This window comes from Pseudomonas sp. UW4, from assembly GCF_000316175.1.
Classification (GTDB): Bacteria; Pseudomonadota; Gammaproteobacteria; order Pseudomonadales; family Pseudomonadaceae; genus Aquipseudomonas; species Aquipseudomonas laurylsulfatiphila.
The window spans coordinates 3,417,705-3,435,800 of sequence record NC_019670.1 but is presented as its reverse complement, the minus strand read 5'-3'; the positions used below and the strand labels follow the sequence as shown (position 1 = coordinate 3,435,800).

The 18,096-nt window shown below is 60.4% G+C and carries 13 protein-coding genes; 5 read left to right on the top strand and 8 right to left on the bottom strand.

Annotated features, from left to right (window positions below):
- Positions 1-123: 123 nt before the first annotated feature.
- From PPUTUW4_RS14860 to PPUTUW4_RS14840, 5 genes are all read right to left on the bottom strand, one after another.
- On the bottom strand, positions 124-891 hold the full coding sequence (locus PPUTUW4_RS14860; RefSeq protein WP_007976320.1) for an SDR family oxidoreductase: 768 nt from the start codon (positions 889-891) through the stop codon (positions 124-126).
- Between the two features lie 132 nt (positions 892-1,023).
- Complete coding sequence (locus PPUTUW4_RS14855) at positions 1,024-2,091, bottom strand: phosphotransferase family protein (RefSeq protein ID WP_015095411.1); 1,068 nt, start codon at positions 2,089-2,091, stop codon at positions 1,024-1,026.
- Between the two features lie 144 nt (positions 2,092-2,235).
- Positions 2,236-3,201 (bottom strand): 2-hydroxyacid dehydrogenase, encoded by a 966-nt coding sequence (locus PPUTUW4_RS14850; protein WP_015095410.1) that lies wholly within the window; start codon positions 3,199-3,201, stop codon positions 2,236-2,238.
- A 596-nt stretch (positions 3,202-3,797) separates the two neighbouring features.
- Positions 3,798-4,406: a TetR/AcrR family transcriptional regulator gene (locus PPUTUW4_RS14845; RefSeq protein WP_015095409.1), complete on the bottom strand. Its 609-nt coding sequence runs from the start codon at positions 4,404-4,406 to the stop codon at positions 3,798-3,800.
- A 27-nt stretch (positions 4,407-4,433) separates the two neighbouring features.
- Positions 4,434-4,817 carry a tautomerase family protein gene (locus PPUTUW4_RS14840; RefSeq protein WP_015095408.1) on the bottom strand — a complete coding sequence of 128 codons (384 nt, stop codon included), beginning with the start codon at positions 4,815-4,817 and terminating at the stop codon, positions 4,434-4,436.
- 368 nt (positions 4,818-5,185) lie between these two features.
- On the opposite strand from PPUTUW4_RS14840, the gene PPUTUW4_RS14835 reads away from it, so the two are divergent.
- Both PPUTUW4_RS14835 and PPUTUW4_RS14830 read left to right on the top strand, forming a co-directional pair.
- Positions 5,186-6,466 carry a serine/threonine transporter gene (locus PPUTUW4_RS14835; protein ID WP_015095407.1) on the top strand — a complete coding sequence of 427 codons (1,281 nt, stop codon included), beginning with the start codon at positions 5,186-5,188 and terminating at the stop codon, positions 6,464-6,466.
- Positions 6,467-6,569: 103 nt separating this feature from the next.
- Positions 6,570-8,222: a SulP family inorganic anion transporter gene (locus PPUTUW4_RS14830; RefSeq protein WP_015095406.1), complete on the top strand. Its 1,653-nt coding sequence runs from the start codon at positions 6,570-6,572 to the stop codon at positions 8,220-8,222.
- Between the two features lie 174 nt (positions 8,223-8,396).
- Here PPUTUW4_RS14830 and acnB read toward each other — a convergent pair whose 3' ends face one another.
- Positions 8,397-10,997 carry a bifunctional aconitate hydratase 2/2-methylisocitrate dehydratase gene (gene acnB / locus PPUTUW4_RS14825; protein ID WP_041474887.1) on the bottom strand — a complete coding sequence of 867 codons (2,601 nt, stop codon included), beginning with the start codon at positions 10,995-10,997 and terminating at the stop codon, positions 8,397-8,399.
- 453 nt (positions 10,998-11,450) lie between these two features.
- Between acnB and PPUTUW4_RS14820 the strand changes: the two genes are divergently transcribed.
- Positions 11,451-11,921, top strand: coding sequence for a DUF1289 domain-containing protein (locus tag PPUTUW4_RS14820; RefSeq protein ID WP_015095404.1), 471 nt, complete (start codon positions 11,451-11,453; stop codon positions 11,919-11,921).
- Between the two features lie 85 nt (positions 11,922-12,006).
- Here PPUTUW4_RS14820 and PPUTUW4_RS14815 read toward each other — a convergent pair whose 3' ends face one another.
- Entirely contained in the window at positions 12,007-12,870 is an 864-nt protein-coding gene (locus tag PPUTUW4_RS14815) for a universal stress protein (protein WP_015095403.1), read from the bottom strand.
- A gap of 162 nt (positions 12,871-13,032) precedes the next feature.
- Between PPUTUW4_RS14815 and miaE the strand changes: the two genes are divergently transcribed.
- Complete coding sequence (gene miaE / locus PPUTUW4_RS14810; protein ID WP_007976299.1) at positions 13,033-13,641, top strand: tRNA isopentenyl-2-thiomethyl-A-37 hydroxylase MiaE; 609 nt, start codon at positions 13,033-13,035, stop codon at positions 13,639-13,641.
- A gap of 858 nt (positions 13,642-14,499) precedes the next feature.
- Here miaE and PPUTUW4_RS14800 read toward each other — a convergent pair.
- A complete protein-coding gene (locus tag PPUTUW4_RS14800) occupies positions 14,500-16,743 on the bottom strand; it encodes a TonB-dependent siderophore receptor (RefSeq protein WP_015095402.1) in 2,244 nt (747 codons plus the stop codon).
- Between the two features lie 398 nt (positions 16,744-17,141).
- Here PPUTUW4_RS14800 and PPUTUW4_RS14795 point away from each other — a divergent pair, with 398 nt between their 5' ends.
- The gene (locus PPUTUW4_RS14795) at positions 17,142-18,026 is read left to right on the top strand and encodes a LysR substrate-binding domain-containing protein (protein WP_015095401.1); all 885 of its coding nucleotides are present in this window, start codon (positions 17,142-17,144) and stop codon (positions 18,024-18,026) included.
- The last annotated feature ends 70 nt before the right edge of the window (positions 18,027-18,096 follow it).

Below are 18,096 nucleotides of genomic sequence, written 5' to 3'. Positions count from 1 at the left end.
GCAGTGCTGAAATCTGGGCGACGCTCCCGTTCGCAAGGCAGCCAATCGGCTGCCTTTTTTCATATTCTGGATCAGCAAGAAGCCAGCACGGGTTGCCTTTCCTGTTTCATTCGCTGACTCGCATCAGGACAGGAAACCACCATCGACATTCAACGAAACCCCAGTGGTATAGCTCGAAGCATCGCTGGCGAGGTAAAGCACCGCCCCCGCCATTTCACTCGGATCCGCCACACGCTTGAGCGGAATCTGCTGCAAGGCGGTGTTCAGAATGGCTTCGTTTTTCACCAGTGCCGAGGCGAATTTAGTATCGGTCAGACCCGGCAACAGGGCATTGCAACGGATCCCGAACTGCGCGCACTCCTTGGCAAACACCTTGGTCATGTTGATCACCGCCGCCTTGGTCACCGAGTAGATGCCCTGGAAGATCCCCGGCGAAACGCCGTTGATCGAAGCAACGTTGATGATGCTGCCGCCGCCGTTTTCGCGCATCAGCTTGCCGGCTTCGACCGACATGAAGAAGTAGCCGCGAATGTTCACGTCGACTGTTTTCTGGAAGGCGCTGAGGTCGGTGTCCAGGACGTTGCAGAACTGCGGGTTGGTCGCGGCGTTGTTGACCAGGATGTCGAGGCGGCCGAACTGTTCCTTGATGCCGGCGAAGACCTGGCTGATCTGTTCCATTTCGCCGATGTGGCAGGCGATGGCGGTGGCCTTGCCGCCGGCGGCGATGATCGCGTCGGCGACGTGTTGGCAGCCTTCAAGCTTGCGGCTGGAGACGATCACGTGGGCGCCTTGCTGGGCCAGCAGTTTGGCGATGGCTTCACCGATGCCACGGCTGGCGCCGGAGACGAAAGCGATCTTGCCGTCGAGGTCGAACAACTGAGTCTTGGACATGGGATTCCCTTATGAAAAGTCTTGTTATCGAGTCAAATGCCGGGTTGCGGCCAATGCTGTTGAGGCCAGTCAGTGCGCGTTATCGTTCACGATCATCGCGAGCGGGCTCGCTCCTACAGGGATCGCGTACGGTCAAAGGCTGGATTTCTGGATCACCTGCAAGCTCATCTGCTCCAGCAGCTTGTTCATGTGAATGAACTGGGCGAAGCGTTTGTCCTGGGTCTGGCCGTGGTAGAAGCGGTAGTAGATCTGCTGCACGATGCCGGCCAGGCGGAACAGGCCGTAGGTGTAGTAGAAGTCGAAATTGTCGATCTGGATGCCCGAGCGTTGGGCGTAGTAATCGACGAACTCGCGGCGGGTCAACATGCCCGGCGCGTGGCTTGGCTGGCGGCGCATCATCTGCACCGGTGCCGGATCATCGGCTTCGATCCAGTAGGCGAGGGTGTTGCCCAGGTCCATCAGCGGATCGCCCAGGGTGGTCAGTTCCCAGTCGAGCACGCCGATGATCTGCATCGGGTTGTTCGGGTCGAGGATGACGTTGTCGAAGCGGTAGTCGTTGTGCACGATGCTGGAGGTCGGATGGTCGGCCGGCATCTTGTCGTTGAGCCAGGCTTTAACCGTTTGCCATTGTGGCGCATCGGGGGTCAGGGCCTTCTCGTAGCGATCGCTCCAGCCTTTGATCTGGCGCGCCACGTAGCCTTCGGGCTTGCCGAGGTCACCCAGGCCGTAGGCGTTGTAGTCGACCTGGTGCAGTTCGACGAACTTGTCGATGAAGCTCTTGCACAGGGCTTCGGTTTTCGCCGAGTCCAGCCCCAGATCCGGCGGCAGGTCGGAGCGCAGGATGATGCCGTTGACCCGTTCCATCACGTAGAACTCGGCACCGATTACCGATTCGTCGGTGCAGTGCACGTAGGCTTTCGGGCAGTACGGAAATCCGTCGCGAAGTTGATTGAGGATGCGGAATTCACGGCCCATGTCGTGAGCCGACTTGGCCTTGTGGCCAAAGGGCGGTCGACGCAGGACGAATTCCTGCTCGGGGTATTCCAGCAAGTAAGTGAGGTTCGACGCTCCGCCCGGGAACTGGCTGATCTTCGGCAAACCGCTGAGCCCCGGAATATGGGCCTTGAGGTATGGATCGATCAGGCTGGCATCGAGCTCTTCGCCGGTGCGGATACGGGTGGACTGGTCAGTAAGCGCCATGCTTATCCCTTCTGCTTATTCTGGAGGCCTGAAACTATTGGCTAATCTAATGCGCACACCCCGCACCCACAACCGCGATCGGCTCTTATAGGTGAGCGTGTTGCCGGCCAATCATTGCTTTTGATACAGCTGTTTGAATTGCGTTCAATGAACGACCCGGCTCATGGCCGGCGGCAAGTCGATCGGCGTCAGCACCGGTTGGCTGGAGAAAAACGCCACGAGGTTCTTGCCCACCAGCTCGACGGTGCCCTGGGTGGCTTCCGGGGACAGTCCGGCGACATGGGGTGTGAGGATCACGTTGCTCAGGGTCTTGAGCGCATCCGGCACCTTCGGTTCGGCGTCGAACACATCCAGCGCGGCGCCGGCGATCCGGCGTTGCTCCAGGGCGGTGATCAGGTCGGCGGTGGCAATCACGCTGGCCCGGGCGATGTTGACGATAAAACCCTTGGGGCCCAAGGCGTCGAGGACCTGGCGATTGATCAGGTGTTTGGTGCCCAGCCCGCCCGGCGTGGCGACGATCAGGAAGTCCGAGGCGCGCGCCAGTTCGGTCGGGGTCGAGCAGAACGTGTAGGGCACATCGCGGCGACGTTGGCGATTGTGGTAGCAGATGCTCATGTCGAAGCCGGCACTGGCACGTTTGGCGATGGCCATGCCGACCGCGCCGAGGCCGAGGATGCCCAGGCGCTTGCCGGCGAGGGAAGGGCGCATGATTTTCGGCCACTCGCCGCGCCGAACGGCGGCGTCACAGCGGGGCACGTCACGTACCAGCGACAGCAGCAGCGCCATGGCATGGTCGGCGACGGACGAGGCGTTGACCCCGGCACCATTGGTGACGGTGATGCCCCGGTCGGCGGCGGCCTGCAGGTCGACGTGTTCATAACCGGCGCCGATCACGCAGATGATCTTGAGTCTGGGCAGCGCGGCGATTTCATCGGCATACAGCCCCAATGGCCCACGGGTCAGGACGGCGTCGATCTGCCCGGCGTGGCGGGCGATGGCTTCGGCACGCTCGGCGGGCGTCGGGGCCAGTATCAGGTGGAAGCCCTGATGTTCGAGGATAGGCAGGTAATCATTGATGGTTTCAACCAGTACCAGAACGGTTACAGGCATGCTTGGCTCCCTGTGGGCATCGGAAAAACGGCTCGAACGTCGCTTGAGATTGCTGATTTCAGGATAGCTTGGCAACCGCCGGCGATCGCGGCCTGCGCCATTTCATGCGGAACTGCGTGTGTAGGAGCTGGCTTGCCAGCGATGGTCGTTAACGATAACGCGCGTGAACTGGATTAACGCGGCGCACTGGAGCCCATCGCCAGCAGGCTGGCTCCTACAGTTTTAGCGTGGGCGCGGTCCCCTGTGGGAGCTGGCTTGCCAGCGATGGTCGTTAACGATAACGCGTATGACCTGGATGAACGCGGCGCACTGGCGTCCATCGCCAGCAGGCTGGCTCCTACAGTTTCAGCGTGGGCACGGTCTTTTGTGGGAGCTGGCCTGCCAGCGATGGTCGTTAACGATAACGCGTGTAAGCTGGATTAACGCGGTGCGCTTGAGTCCATCGCCAGCAATCGAGCGTCGACCGGCTGTTCCTAAAGTTTTAGCGTGGGCGCGGTCCTTTGTGGGAGCTGGCTTGCCAGCGATGGTCGTCAACGATTACGCGGGCGAACTGGATGATCGCGGCGCACTGGAGTCCATCGCCAGCAGGCTGGCTCCTACAGTTTCCCGGGAATGCTTAAAGACGACGCCGAGAGTGCTGCCCGGGCAGCCTCGAGAATTTCATCCGACAGTGGATCGCCGCGGGTCGCCCGGGACAACATCAGCGCGCCGAACATCAGCGAATACTGCACCAGCGCCTGCTGCCGTTTGTCGGCTTCGTCCTCGGTGTCGAGCAGTGAGCCCAGGGAGTCGAGCAGGTTGTTCAGGCCCTGCAGGTAGGTTTGACGCAAACCGCTCTCGGCGGCCTCGTGGCACATGTCCCCGGCAAAGGCCACTACCGGGCAGCTGTCACCCGGATTGTCCCGGCTTTCTCTGGACAGGTACGTTTCGACCACGGCGCGGCGGGCGGTGTCCTTGCTCTCCTGATCGGCCACCCGTGCTTGCCAGCGTTGCGCGGCCTGCTCGAAAGCCCGGCCACTGGCCTCTTGCGCCAGGGCTTCGCGGGATTCGAAGTGCCCGTAGAAGCCGCCGTGGGTCAAACCCGCGGCGGCCATCACATCGACCACGCTGATTCCGTGCAAACCGCGTTCGCGGAACAGCCGCGTGGCGGCATCGACGATGGTCTCGCGGTTGAGGTCGGCTTGTTTGCGGGAAACGCGGGGCATGGGTCTTTCTCGATTTCAGGTTGAATATCAGAGGGCGTATTGGGCAATTCCGTTGCCGAACGACCAGTTCTCTTTTTTGACTTCCACCAGATTGATGAAAACGTCCTCCAGACGCACGCCCAGTTCTGTGTGAAGGCTTTCGGCGATGGTTTTGTAGAGGCGTTTTTTCTGCTCGACGGTTCGCCCCTCGCTCATGGTGATCTGGATCACCACCAACTGGTCCGTGCGGTCGATACCCAGATAACCGGGATCAAAGATGAAATGCTGCTCATCGTGTTCGGCGAGTATCTGAAAATTATCGTTCTCCGGCACGCCGATGGTGCTGTGCATGGCGGCGTAGATCAGTTGGCCGATGCGTTTGGCGTGTGTGGGGTCCTGATGTTTTTTGATGTCGACGCGAACCAGTGGCATGGGAAGACTCCAGGAGGAATGCAGGTTGTTTAAAAATACATGATGGTGGACCTTTATCAAGTGGCAAGCGCCATCTTGCGAAGAAGCACAAGATCTGAAAACCGTACAAATCCCTGTGGGAGCGGGCTTGCTCGCGAAGGCGGTGGCACATTCAGCATTGATGTGTCTGACACACCGCTTTCGCGAGCAAGCCCGCTCCCACAGGGGGACTTTCGTCAATCTGGTACCACCGTTCCTCACCTAAGTCTTTGCTTCTGTTCACTAATCCTCCAGAATCGCGCCCCTGTTCCGGTCAGGACGCTGCCTGTCGGGTATTCCGACGCGTTCTGACCGGGTGGCAAGTGACCGGAATGTGGAGATCCCACCGGATGAATGATCAGGCCAATAGCGTCAACAAACGCTATGTAGCAGCAACACCCGCAACGCTTTCGAGCTGGAATCGCCAGGACACCACGTGGATGCTGGGCCTGTTTGGCACGGCGATTGGTGCGGGCACCCTGTTTTTGCCGATCAATGCGGGCCTCGGCGGTTTCTGGCCGCTGCTGATCCTCGCGTTGCTGGCGTTCCCGATGACGTTCTACGCGCACCGCGGGCTGACCCGTTTTGTGTTGTCCGGTCGCGAAGGCGCCGACATCACTGAAGTGGTGGAAGAGCATTTCGGTATCAAGGCCGGCGCGCTGATCACCTTGCTGTACTTTTTCGCCATTTTCCCGATCCTGCTGATCTACAGCGTGGCCCTGACCAACACCGTGGGCAGCTTCCTCGAGCATCAACTGCACATCACGCCGCCGCCGCGCGCCGTGCTGTCGCTGGTGCTGATCCTCGGCCTGCTGGCGGTGGTGCGTTGCGGTGAGCAACTGATCGTCAAGGCCATGAGCCTGATGGTCTACCCGTTCATCGTTGCCCTGCTGTTCCTGGCGGTGTACCTGGTTCCGCACTGGAACGGCGGCATCCTGACCACCGCCAGCAGCGTGCCGGCACCGTCGGCGCTGTTGCACACCCTGTGGCTGGCGATTCCGGTGATGGTGTTCTCGTTCAACCATTCGCCGATCATCTCGGCCTTCGCCGTGGACCAGAAGCGTCGCTACGGCGATCACGCCGAGGAGCGCAGCTCGCAGATCCTGTCCCGGGCGCACCTGTTGATGGTGGTGATGGTGCTGTTCTTCGTCTTCAGTTGCGTGCTGACCCTGTCGCCAGCGCAACTGGCTGAAGCCAAGGCACAGAACCTGTCGATCCTGTCGTACCTGGCCAACCACTTCAGCAACCCGACCATTGCCTTCGCGGCGCCGTTGATTGCCTTCGTGGCCATTTCCAAGTCGTTCCTGGGGCACTACATCGGCGCCAGCGAAGGTCTCAAGGGGCTGATCGTCAAGAGCGGCCAGCGTCCGTCCGCCAAGGCCCTGGACCGCATGACCGCCGCGTTCATGCTGGTGGTGTGCTGGATCGTCGCCACACTGAACCCGAGCATCCTGGGCATGATCGAAACCCTCGGTGGCCCGGTGATCGCGGCGATCCTGTTCCTGATGCCGATGTACGCCATCCGCAAGGTGCCGGCGATGGCACGCTATCGCGGTCAGGCGTCCAACGTCTTCGTGACGGCGGTGGGTCTGGTGGCGATCACGGCGTTGATTTATTCGTTGAGCGCATAAGTCAAAGATCAAGAGATCGCAGGCTGCGATCCTTTGATTTTCAGCTACAGTGGCCGCTGCACGTGATACGTGCAGCGGCTTTTTTTCGCCTGGAGACATTCGATTGTCGAGCGCCCCCAACGCAAACCCCACCGAGCAACCCAAGCGCTGGCAGGACCTGTTGGCCGGGTTGTCGATAGCCGGCCTGTTGTTGCCCGAAGCCGTCGCTTATTCAAGCATCGCCGCACTGGCGCCCCAGGCCGGGGTGATCGCCTTGTTTGCCGGGTTGCTGTGTTATGGCCTGTTCGGTACCAGCCGTTTTGCCATTGTCTCGGCCACTTCATCCTCCGCCGCTGTGCTGGCCGCCGCGACCGCGACCTTGGCCAATGGCGATCCCGAGCTTCGCTCGACCCTGGCCCTCGGTCTGGTACTGATGACCGGGGCGTTTTTCCTGCTGGCCGGATTGTTCAAACTCGGCAGCGTGACCTCGTTCATCGCCAAGCCGGTGCTGCGCGGCTTTGCCTTTGGCCTGGCGCTGACCGTCATTCTCAAGCAGGTCGCCAGCGTGGTGGGCGTGCATTTGACTGAAGCCAACCTGGTGGGTTTTCTGCCGCAATTGCTGGAGCAACTGCCGCAATGGAACTGGGCGGCAGCTGCTGTCGGCGCCGTGGCATTGGCCTTGTTATGGCTGTTCGCGCGGTTTCGGCGCCTGCCGGGTGGTTTGCTGGTGGTGGTGATCGGCATCGCGGCGGGGCAGTGGCTGGACCTGCCGGCCTATGGCGTGAAGCTGATCGGCTTGATCGATCTGAGCCTGGAGGTGCCGAAGCTGCCGGTATTGCCGTTTACCGACTGGCTGCGTGTGGGTGAGCTGGCGTTTGCCATGGTGATGATTCTGTATGCCGAGTCGTATGGTTCGATCAGTGCTTATGCGCTCAAGCACGGTGATCGCGTAACGTCGAACCGCGACCTGCTGGCGCTGGGTGCTTCCAACCTGCTGTCCGGTTTGTTCCACGGCATGCCGGCGGGCGCGGGGTATTCGGCGACGTCGGCCAATGAGGCTGCCGGCGCCACTTCACGCCTGGCCGGGATCGTGGCGGCGCTGGTGGTGCTGCTCATTGTCCTTACGGTGCTGCCGTATATCGCCCTGACTCCGGAACCGATTCTCGCCGCCATCGTTATCCATGCGTTGTGGCGTGGCTTGAGCCTGCAACCGCTGGGACGCTATTTCATCTGGCGCCGTGACCGCTTGCTGGTGATCTGCGCCGTGGGGGCGGTATTGCTACTGGGTGTGCTGGACGGCTTGCTGGTGGCGGTGGCGATCAGTGTGTTGCTGATGCTCAAGCAGCTGTCGGCGGCGGATATCCAGATTCTCGGGCGCATCGATGGCGGTCACGACTTTGTCGACCTGCAACGCCATCCAGCGGCCCAGGCCGTGCCTGGCGTGTTGATTGTGCGGCCGGGTGAAGCGTTGTTCTTTGCCAATGTCGAGCGGATTCTCGGCGCTGCCTTGCACTTGATCCGGCATTCGCAAACGCCGATTCATACGGTGATTCTCAGTCTGGAGGAGTCGCCGGATCTGGATGGCACCAGCATTGAGGCGTTGCAGGCGTTTTTCGTGCATGTGCATGAGGAAGGCCCGTGTCTGATCCTGGCGCGTCTGAAGGACGACGCACAAGGGGCGTTGGAGGTGTTGTCGCAGGTGAAGGCTAACGGGGTGGTGCTGAGTGGGTTGAGTGTGGATGGTGCGGTGAAACAGGCGCTTCAGTTGAATGCATGACTCCCTGTGGGAGCGAGCCTGCTCGCGAAGAGGGTGGGTCAGCCAATATCGATGTTGAATGTACTGACGCTTTCGCGAGCAGGCTCGCTCCCACAGGGGGTAGTGTTCAAATTGAAGGCATAAAAAAACGCCGCCCATCTCACGATGGGCGGCGTTTTTCATTGCGTTGCAACGTTAGGCTTGAACGACCGGGATGTTGGCGTTCGCAGCAGCTTCACGGAACTCGGCGATCTGGTCGAAGGACAGGTAGCGGTAGACATCGGCCGCCATGCTGTCGATCTTGCCAGCGTATTCCATGTACTCCTCGACGGTCGGCAGGCGACCCAGGATGGAAGCCACGGACGCCAGCTCAGCCGAAGCCAGGTAGACGTTCGCGCCGTCACCCAGACGGTTCGGGAAGTTACGGGTCGAAGTCGACACAACGGTCGAGTTCGGCTCTACACGTGCCTGGTTACCCATGCACAGCGAGCAGCCCGGCATTTCCATGCGCGCGCCGGCCTTGCCGTAGATGCCGTAGTAGCCTTCTTCGGTCAGCTGGTGAGCGTCCATCTTGGTCGGCGGCGACAGCCACAGACGGGTTGGCAACTGACCCTTGACCTGTTCCAGCAACTTGCCGGCAGCGCGGAAGTGACCGATGTTGGTCATGCACGAACCGATGAACACTTCGTCGATCTTCTCGCCAGCAACGCTGGAGAGCAGGCGGGCGTCGTCCGGGTCGTTTGGCGCGCAGAGCACAGGCTCCTTGATGTCGGCCAGGTCGATCTCGATGACTTCGGCGTATTCAGCGTCCTTGTCCGCTTCCAGCAGCTCAGGGTTGGCCAGCCAGGCTTCCATCGCTTGAGCGCGACGTTCCAGAGTACGTGCATCGCCGTAGCCTTCGCCGATCATCCAGCGCAGCAAGGTGATGTTGGACTGCAGGTATTCGGCAATCGACTCTTTGGACAGCTGGATGGTGCAACCGGCAGCCGAACGTTCAGCCGAGGCGTCAGACAGTTCGAACGCTTGTTCTACGGTCAGTTTAGGCAGACCTTCGATCTCCAGGATGCGGCCGGAGAAGGCGTTCTTCTTGCCTTTCTTCTCTACGGTCAGCAGGCCAGCCTGGATCGCGTAGTAAGGAATGGCGTGAACCAGGTCACGCAGGGTGACGCCTGGCTGCAGTTCGCCTTTGAAGCGAACCAGGATCGACTCAGGCATGTCCAGCGGCATGACGCCGGTGGCTGCGGCGAACGCAACCAGACCGGAACCGGCCGGGAACGAGATGCCGATCGGGAAACGGGTGTGGGAGTCACCACCGGTACCGACGGTGTCTGGCAGCAGCATGCGGTTGAGCCACGAGTGGATGATGCCGTCGCCCGGGCGCAGGGAAACGCCGCCGCGGGTCATGATGAAGTCAGGCAGGGTGTGGTGGGTGGTCACGTCGATCGGCTTTGGATAAGCCGCGGTGTGGCAGAAGGACTGCATCACCAGATCGGTCGAGAAGCCCAGGCACGCCAGGTCTTTCAGTTCGTCACGGGTCATTGGACCTGTGGTGTCCTGGGAACCCACGGTGGTCATCTTCGGTTCGCAGTAAGTGCCCGGACGAACACCGGTCACGCCGCAAGCCTTGCCGACCATTTTCTGCGCCAGGGTGAAACCCTTGGTGCTTTCAGCCGGTGCTTCAGGCTTCTTGAACAGAGTCGAAGGTGGCAGACCCAGCTCGGCGCGAGCCTTCTCGGTCAGGCCACGGCCGATGATCAGCGGAATACGGCCGCCGGCGCGAACTTCGTCCAACAGGACCGGGGTCTTCATTTCGAAGGTGGTCAGGACTTCGTCGGTGCCGTGCTTGCAGACTTTGCCAGCATGCGGGTACAGGTCGATCACGTCGCCCATGTGCATGTTGGAAACGTCGAATTCGATTGGCAGTGCGCCGGCATCTTCCATGGTGTTGTAGAAGATCGGAGCGATCTTGCTGCCGAAGCAGAAACCGCCGGCACGCTTGTTCGGCACGTAAGGAACGTCGTCGCCGAAGAACCACAGTACGGAGTTGGTCGCCGATTTACGCGAAGAACCGGTACCGACCACGTCGCCGACGTAGGCGATCGGGAAGCCGGCATTGCGCATTTCTTCGATCTGTTTCATCGGACCGGTGACGCCTTGTGCGTCAGGCACGATGCCGTCGCGAGCCATTTTCAGCATGGCCAGGGCGTGCAGCGGGATGTCCGGACGGGACCAGGCATCAGGCGCAGGTGACAGGTCGTCGGTGTTGGTTTCGCCAGTGACCTTGAACACGCGCAGGCTGATCTTGTCGGCCAGGGTCGGGCGCTTCACGAACCACTCGCCGTCAGCCCAGGATTGCAGCACGCCTTTGGCGTGAACGTTACCGTTCTTGGCTTTTTCAGCGACGTCGTGGAAAGCATCGAACATCAGCAGGGTGTGCTTGAGTTCTTCGGCAGCTACTGGCGCCAGTTCGGCGTCGTCCAGCAGGTTTACCAGAGTCACGATGTTGTAGCCGCCCTGCATGGTGCCGAGCAGTTCAACAGCGCGCTTCTTGTCGATCAGGGGGGAGGTGGCTTCGCCTTTGGCAATGGCGGACAGGAAGCCGGCCTTGACATAGGCTGCTTCGTCCACTCCAGGCGGAACGCGATTGGTGATCAGGTCAACGAGGAATGCTTCTTCGCCAGCCGGGGGATTTTTCAGCAGCTCGACCAGGCCTGCAGTTTGTTCGGCGTTTAGCGGCTGGGGAACGATACCCAGTGCTGCGCGCTCTTCGATATGTTTGCGGTAGGCTTCAAGCACAGTTATTACCCTCATCAGTGGTCCCAAATGGGTGTCCGGGACGCTCATCCCGAAATTGCCGTACTCATGCGCTGCATGGCGTTGTGAGCCACTTAGCCAGAATTACCGACAATTCCTTACAGAAGCTGCTTTCAAAGTTTTACGCCTGCAGAACGGGAGCTGATGAGGGTTGGCGTTGGGCTTTTCCCCGCTGGAAAAACCCCTCGCCAACACCGCTCTGAAGGAACGACTGTGCTCGTGACGCTTTGAAAACAGCTTCTAACGGACATTGGCGCCTAAAAAGGCAGGCTGATTCTACGGCAAAAAAAATTTAAGGTAAGTCAGGTTTTATTGGACTTTGGTGGCGGCCGGTAAACGCCGATTTACCCATGGCCCTGAACTTTGAGGGGTGATCAATGGTGGACAAAGGACTAACATGCCGGCCTGTTCTGCTTTTTCGCGTTTTGCCTACCTATGCCCAATCAGACCATCAAGACGCCGTGCGTCGGCCTTTGCTCCACTGTTTACGGTGACCTGGTGTGCCGTGGCTGCAAGCGTTTCCACCACGAAGTGATCCACTGGAACGGTTACAACGAGGAGGAAAAGCGCGCTGTATGGCTGCGTCTTGAGCAATTGCTGTCGCAAGTGATGGCCGCCAAGGTGGAAATTTTCGATCCGGCGCAACTGCGGATGCAGCTGGAGCAACGCAAGATCCGTTTCGTGCCCCATCAGTCGGAATATTGCTGGGCCTACCAGTTGATCGCCCGGGGGGCGCGGGTGATCAACAACCTGGAAGCCTACGGGATGGTATTGCTGCCGGAGTTTCGCGACTGGAACCTGCCGGAATTGCGCGATGCCATTGATCGGGAATTTTTCCTGCTCTCCGAGGCGCATTACCAGCGCTACATTGCGCCGGGGTTTCTGAAAGACGCCTTTGACGGCTAAGAGCATCGCGAGCAGGCTCGCTCCCACATTGTCCCCTGTGGGAGCGAGCCTGCTCGCGAAGACGGCCTTTCAATCACCACATATCTCAGTGCTTGCCGGCAATCTCCTCAAGATGATCCTCGATCTCCTGCGGCTTGAGCACCAATACGTCACTTTCAACCGAATCGAGCACCACTTCCGCCGTATTGCCGATCAACACGCCTGACAACCCGCTACGCGCCACGGTACCGATGACGGTCACGGCCGCCTGCAGCTTGTGCACCATGAACGGAATCAATACGTCCGCCGGACCTTCCTCAATGTGCAGGTGATCATCGTCGATGTCGAACTCGGCCTGGAACGACTTGCATTGCTCGCGGTAGCGCGCCTGGATGGTTTCGCTGAGTTGAAACGTCGGGTCGGCCGACGACAGCATCGGCGACGGGTGGGCGCTGATTACGTGCAAACGGGCCTTGGCCAGGGTTGCGATGTCATAGCCATGATCAATGATGGTGTTGTGCAGGTGGCGGTGTTCGAGGTCGGTGTTGCCGACGTCGATGGCTGCCAGGATCACTTTGTCTTTCCATGAGCCAGCGGTTTTCACCAGCAGTACCGGGGAAGGGCATTCGCGCAGCAACTTCCAGTCCTCGGGTGTCAGCAGGGCCTTTTTCAGGGCGCTGTCGGGAAAGTGCTGCTTCACCACCAGACCGCAGCCTTCGGCTTGCTGCACATCGACGATGGTTTGATGCAGGCTGTGGTTCCAGGCCTGCTCAGTGGTGACGTTGTATCCGTCTCCCTGTAAAGCGGCCTTGAGCACACCCAACATGCCACTGTGATCATGCTTGGGGTCGCACACCAGCAGATGCAACTGCGCCTGGGTCACGCCGGCGATCAGCTTCGCCCGCTTGAGCGCGAGGCTTTCGGAGTGTTCGGGGTCGATGACCACCAGAATGCTGCGTACGGCTTGCATGAGCGCGATCTCCTGAAAATAAAAAAGCACGGCGTTGCACAACTATAGTTGCTGCCTGCGATTCGGGGACTTGATGCATATCAACGGTTGGCGACTGGTGGTCTGCGGGCAGGCCGGTATAATCGGCGCCCTTCGTTTTGAACCTATTTGTCCGTGAGCCCCATGATCCTTCCCGAAATTCACGAGTTCCTTGGCTGCCGCACCCCCGACGGCTGGGTTCAAGCCGCGCTGGCCGATCAGGAAACCTTGCTGATCGACCACAAGAACTGCGAATTCAAGGCCGCCAGCACCGCGTTGAGCCTGATCGCCAAGTACCATTCCCATGTCGACCTGATCAACATGATGTCGCGTCTGGCCCGGGAAGAACTGGTGCACCATGAGCAGGTCATGCGCCTGATGAAGCGCCGCAAGATTGCCCTACGCCAGTTGTCTGCCGGGCGTTATGCGTCGGGCCTGCGCAAGGTGGTGCGCAGTCACGAGCCGGTGAAACTGGTGGACACCTTGGTGGTGGGCGCCTTCATCGAGGCCCGAAGTTGCGAGCGTTTCGAAGCGCTGGTGCCGCATCTGGACGAAGAACTGGGCAAGTTCTATTTCGGCCTGCTCAAGAGCGAGGCCCGGCATTTCCAGGGTTACCTGAAACTGGCCTACCAGTATGGTGACGCCAGGGACATCGCCCAGGTGATCGACAAGGTCCGCGCCGCCGAACAGGAACTGATCGAATCCCCGGATGTGGAGTTCCGTTTCCATAGCGGCGTACCGGCTGCGGCATAAGCCTCGCGGGAGAGCCCGCAGGGCTATCGACGCAAAAAAATTTCACGCAATCCCGGAAAACTGTAGGAGCCAGCTTGCTGGCGATGGACTCAAGTGCGCCGCGTCTATCCAGTTCACACGCGTTATCGTTAACGACCATCGCTGGCAAGCCAGCTCCCACAAGGGACCGTGCCCCATGCTAAAACTGTAATTAAATGGACTCGCCCAAGCCGAGGCGTCTGTGCGCCGCGTTTATCCAGTTCACATGCGTTATCGTTAACGACCATCGCTGGCAAGCCAGCTCCCACAAGGGACCGTGCCCCATGCTAAAACTGTAGGAGCCAGCTTGCTGGCGATGGACTCCAGTGCGCCGCGTTTATCCAGTTCACACGCGTTATCGTTAACGACCATCGCTGGCAAGCCAGCTCCCACAAGGGACCGTGCCTACGCTGAAACTGTAGGAGCCAGCCTGCTGGCGATGGACTCAAATGCGCCGCGTATATCCAGTCCACACGCGTTATCGTTAACGACCATCGCTGGCAAGCCAGCTCCCACAAGGGGCCATGCCCACGCTGAAACTGTAGGAGCCAGCCTGCTGGCGATGGACTCAAATGCGCCGCGTTTATCCAGCTCACCCGCGTTATCGTTGACGACCATCGCTGGCAAGCCAGCTCCCACAAAGGACCGTGCCCACGCTGAAACTGTAGGAGCCAGCCTGCTGGCGATGGACTCCAGTGCGCCGCGTTTATCCAGTTCACACGCGTTATCGTTAACGACCATCGCTGGCAAGCCAGCTCCCACAAGGGACCGTGACCTCCAAACCAGTGAAAGTCCCAAAAAAACCGGCCAAAAAAGGCCGGTTTTTTCAGGTGTTCAGCTTCAGAAATCCCACTTGGTGGTCAGCATCACGTTGCGTGGTTCGCCGTAGTACGTGGTGTCGAAGTTGCCCAGGCCCGTCAGGTAGCGTTTGTCGAAGACGTTGTTGGCGTTGACGGTGAAGCTCAGGTTCTCGTTGAACTGGTAGCGGCTCATCAGGTCGACGAGGGTGTATCCGCCTTGCTTGATGCGGGTGTAGTCGCCCACGGTCGGGCTGTAGATCTTGCCGTAGAACGCGCTCTGCCAGCTGATGCCGCCTCCGATGGTCACCTTGTCCAGTGCGCCGGGCAGGCGGTAGGTGGTGAACGTACGCACGACGTGTTCCGGTTTGCTGGTGGACAGCGGGAAGCCGAAGACGCGCTGTTCATCGGCGTCACGGGTGCGGGCGTAGGTGTAGCCGGCCGACAGGTTCCAGCCTTGCGCCACTTCACCGGCCAATTCCAGTTCCACGCCTTTGGTGGTCGCGCCGTCGATGGCCTTGTAGATGCCTTCGTTGGTCACCGGGTTGGTGCCGATCGATTCAGCGAGGTTGTCTTGCTCGATGCGGAAGAAGGCCAGGCTGGCATTCAGTCGCCCGTCGAAGTAGGCGGCTTTCAGGCCGGCTTCGTAGCTGTCGCCTTCGACCGGTGCCAGGGTCGAACCGTTGATGTCCTTGTAGGTCTGTGGCTGGTAGATGCTGGTGTAGCTGGCGTAGGCCGAGTAGGTGTCGTCCAGGTCATAGACCACACCGGCATAAGGCGTGACCACGCCATGCTCCTTGTAGCTGGCATGGGTGTCATCGAGTCCCGCACCCGGGTAGTACGAATAGTCTTCGTTGTACTTGAAGGTGCTCAAGCGGCTGCCGAGGATGATCGACAGGTCATCGGTCGCGTGCAGGCGCGTGGCCAGGTACAGGCCGTTCTGGCTTTGGGTGCGTTCGTACTTGCCGTTCTTCGGGAAGTCCTGTTCCGGCAGATCGCCATTCCAGTCGTAGATGCTCCCCGGGACCATGGCGAAGGCACTGGTGTCGAAGGTCGCGCCGGTCTGGCGCGAGTGGGAGGCCATGAAGCCGGCCACCAGTTCATGCTCGCGGCCTCCCAGGGAGAAAGGGCCGGTGACGTTCACGTCAGCGGTGTTTTGCACGCGATGACCTTCCCAGCGACCCCAGTACAGAAACATGCCTTCACCGGTGGCACGGTCCGGGTTGCCGCCACTGGCCGAGGCCAGGCGAGTGTCGTGATCGGTGGTTTTCTGGTCGAACGTGGCCTTGAACTTCCAGTCGTTGGCCAGGGCCTGTTCCAGGGAGGCGAAGTAGGTGATGTCGTCGAAGTCGCGACGACTCCAGTCGGCACCCGGGTTGAAGTGACGCGGGAAGTCGGTACGGCCGCCGTCCGAGAAGTACACCGGGTTGCCGGTCCAGGACGAACCTCGCGGGGTGGCGCTGGACTTGTCGACGCCGAAGGTCAGCAGGGTGTCGGGAGTCAGGTCGGCTTCGAGGACGCCGTAGAACAGGTCCTTCTTCTGGCTGTAGTGATCCTGGTAGGAGTTCTTGTCGGAATAAGCGCCGACAAAGCGGCCACGCACGCTGCCGGAATCATTCAGCGAACCGGAAATGTCGCCGACGCTGCGATAGGCATCCCACGAACCGACGGTGCCGCTGATCGACGCCTTGAATTCCTTGGTCGGCTTCTTGCGGATCAGGTTGACGGTGGCGGACGGGTCGCCCGAACCGGTCATCAGGCCGGTCGCACCCTTGACGATTTCGATGCGGTCCAGGCTGGAGGCGTCGTCGCTGTTGTTAGGGTTTTCACCGTAGACGCCGTCATACGGGATGTTGATGCCGTCGTACTGGAAGTTGGTGATGGCAAAGCCACGGGCGGAAAATTCGGTGCGGTCACTGTCGTACTTCTGCGTTGAAATCCCGGGGGTGTTGCGTAGCGCGTCGCCGATGGTCTGCACGCCGCGGTCGTCCATCTGCTGGCGGGTGATGACAGTCACCGATTGCGGCGTTTCGCGGATCGACAGGGGCAGGCCGGTGGCCGAAGACGTTGAACCGGTGGTGTAGGAGTGGGTGCCTTCGGTAGTAGCGCCCAGCGCCTGGGCGGAAATGGTCGTTGCGCCCAGTTGCAGCACGCCGTCGTCCTTGGCCGGCTTCTTCTCGGCATCGGTTTCAGCGGCGTGGGCGGCGAAGCTCAGCAGGGCGGCAGGCAGGGCCAGCGCCAGAGGGCACAAGGCAAAACGGAAACGGGTGACAAGCGGGTGCGACATGGGGATCCCTTTGCATCGAATCGATCGGTAGTTGAAGTGCTTCTGAGGGGTTAACCGAACGAAAAATGCAAAGGGGAACTGCCGCCTGAAAAAATTGATAATTATTCTCAGTGAGCCAGGCTGAAACGCTGATGCCGCTGGGTGATGGATTCTTCAGGGTAATGGACCGTCATCGTGGATCAGCCCAGCCCGCGTGATAGCGCGGTGGCTTTATGGTGAAGCTGGCCCCATCGCGAGCAGGCTCGCTCCCATAGTGGATCAGTGTTGAGCGAAGAATCGGTGTTCGAGGCGGCCCCCTGTGGGAGCGAGCCTGCTCGCGAAGAACGATAACGCGGTCCCACTGGACGCCCGGCAAAGGCCAAGTCAGCATGTCCGCCTCGAAACCGGGACATGACCTGATGCGACGATTACCTTCCCTGGCAGCCCTGCGAACCTTCGAATGCGCCGCCCGCCATGCCCATTTCGGCCGGGCGGCGGCCGAGTTGTGTGTCACCGACAGTGCGGTCAGCCACCAGATTCGCCAGCTCGAGGAGCAGCTTGGTGTGCCGCTGTTCGTGCGCGAAGGCCGGCAGATTCGCCCGACCCTGGCCGCCGGGCGCCTGATGCAGAGTTTGCAACAGGCGTTCGAACTGATTGGCGATGCCTGCGATGAGCTGCGCGATCCTTCATCGCTCGCGGTGCTGCGTCTGGCGGTGACCGCCGAGCTGGCGCAAAAGTGGCTGATGAGCCGTCTCACGGATTTCTATGCGCGCTATCCGCACATCACCCTGCACCTGTACGAACAACCGATCGACGCCACGGCGCCGGGGGAAGACATCGACCTGGCGATCACCTACGGCACCGGTCCGGTGGACAGCAGCGCGTATTTCGTCCGGCCGCTGCCGGCGTTGCAGTTCTTCCCGGTGTGCAGCCCCGGCCTGTTCAACCAGGGCTCGCTGAAAACCCCGAAGGACCTGACCCGGCATTGCCTGTTGCACGACGACCAGGACGGCAAGACCTGGACTGCGTGGCTCACCAGCCACGCCGGCGACCAGCGCCCCGACCGCCAGTTGTATTTCGCCCACGCCGGGCTGGCGCTGGAGGCGGCGGCGCAAGGGCAGGGCGTGGCCATGGGCGACAACCTGACGGCCCAGGAAGATTTGCTCAGCGGCCGCCTGGTACGGCCGTTCACGTCGAGCATGACTGCCCTGGGCCAATACGCGCTGGTGTGCGAACGGGTGCGGCTGGAACGTCCGGCCGTGGCGCAGATGCTGGAATGGTTCAACGATCAGTTGCTCGATTGATGAGTTGAATTCAAGTATTCCGAAATAATCATCGTTGGCGAGCCAGTCGCCAACGCCCTTAGCCTGTGGT

Coding starts and splice junctions, on each gene's coding strand:
- PPUTUW4_RS14855 (WP_015095411.1), bottom strand. CDS start 2,091: ATGGCGCTTACTGACCAGTCCACCCGTATCCGCACCGGCGAAGAGCTC.
- PPUTUW4_RS14820 (WP_015095404.1), top strand. CDS start 11,451: ATGCCCAATCAGACCATCAAGACGCCGTGCGTCGGCCTTTGCTCCACT.
- PPUTUW4_RS14840 (WP_015095408.1), bottom strand. CDS start 4,817: ATGCCACTGGTTCGCGTCGACATCAAAAAACATCAGGACCCCACACAC.
- PPUTUW4_RS14815 (WP_015095403.1), bottom strand. CDS start 12,870: ATGCAAGCCGTACGCAGCATTCTGGTGGTCATCGACCCCGAACACTCC.
- PPUTUW4_RS14795 (WP_015095401.1), top strand. CDS start 17,142: ATGCGACGATTACCTTCCCTGGCAGCCCTGCGAACCTTCGAATGCGCC.
- PPUTUW4_RS14835 (WP_015095407.1), top strand. CDS start 5,186: ATGAATGATCAGGCCAATAGCGTCAACAAACGCTATGTAGCAGCAACA.
- miaE (WP_007976299.1), top strand. CDS start 13,033: ATGATCCTTCCCGAAATTCACGAGTTCCTTGGCTGCCGCACCCCCGAC.
- PPUTUW4_RS14845 (WP_015095409.1), bottom strand. CDS start 4,406: ATGCCCCGCGTTTCCCGCAAACAAGCCGACCTCAACCGCGAGACCATC.
- PPUTUW4_RS14800 (WP_015095402.1), bottom strand. CDS start 16,743: ATGTCGCACCCGCTTGTCACCCGTTTCCGTTTTGCCTTGTGCCCTCTG.
- PPUTUW4_RS14850 (WP_015095410.1), bottom strand. CDS start 3,201: ATGCCTGTAACCGTTCTGGTACTGGTTGAAACCATCAATGATTACCTG.
- PPUTUW4_RS14860 (WP_007976320.1), bottom strand. CDS start 891: ATGTCCAAGACTCAGTTGTTCGACCTCGACGGCAAGATCGCTTTCGTC.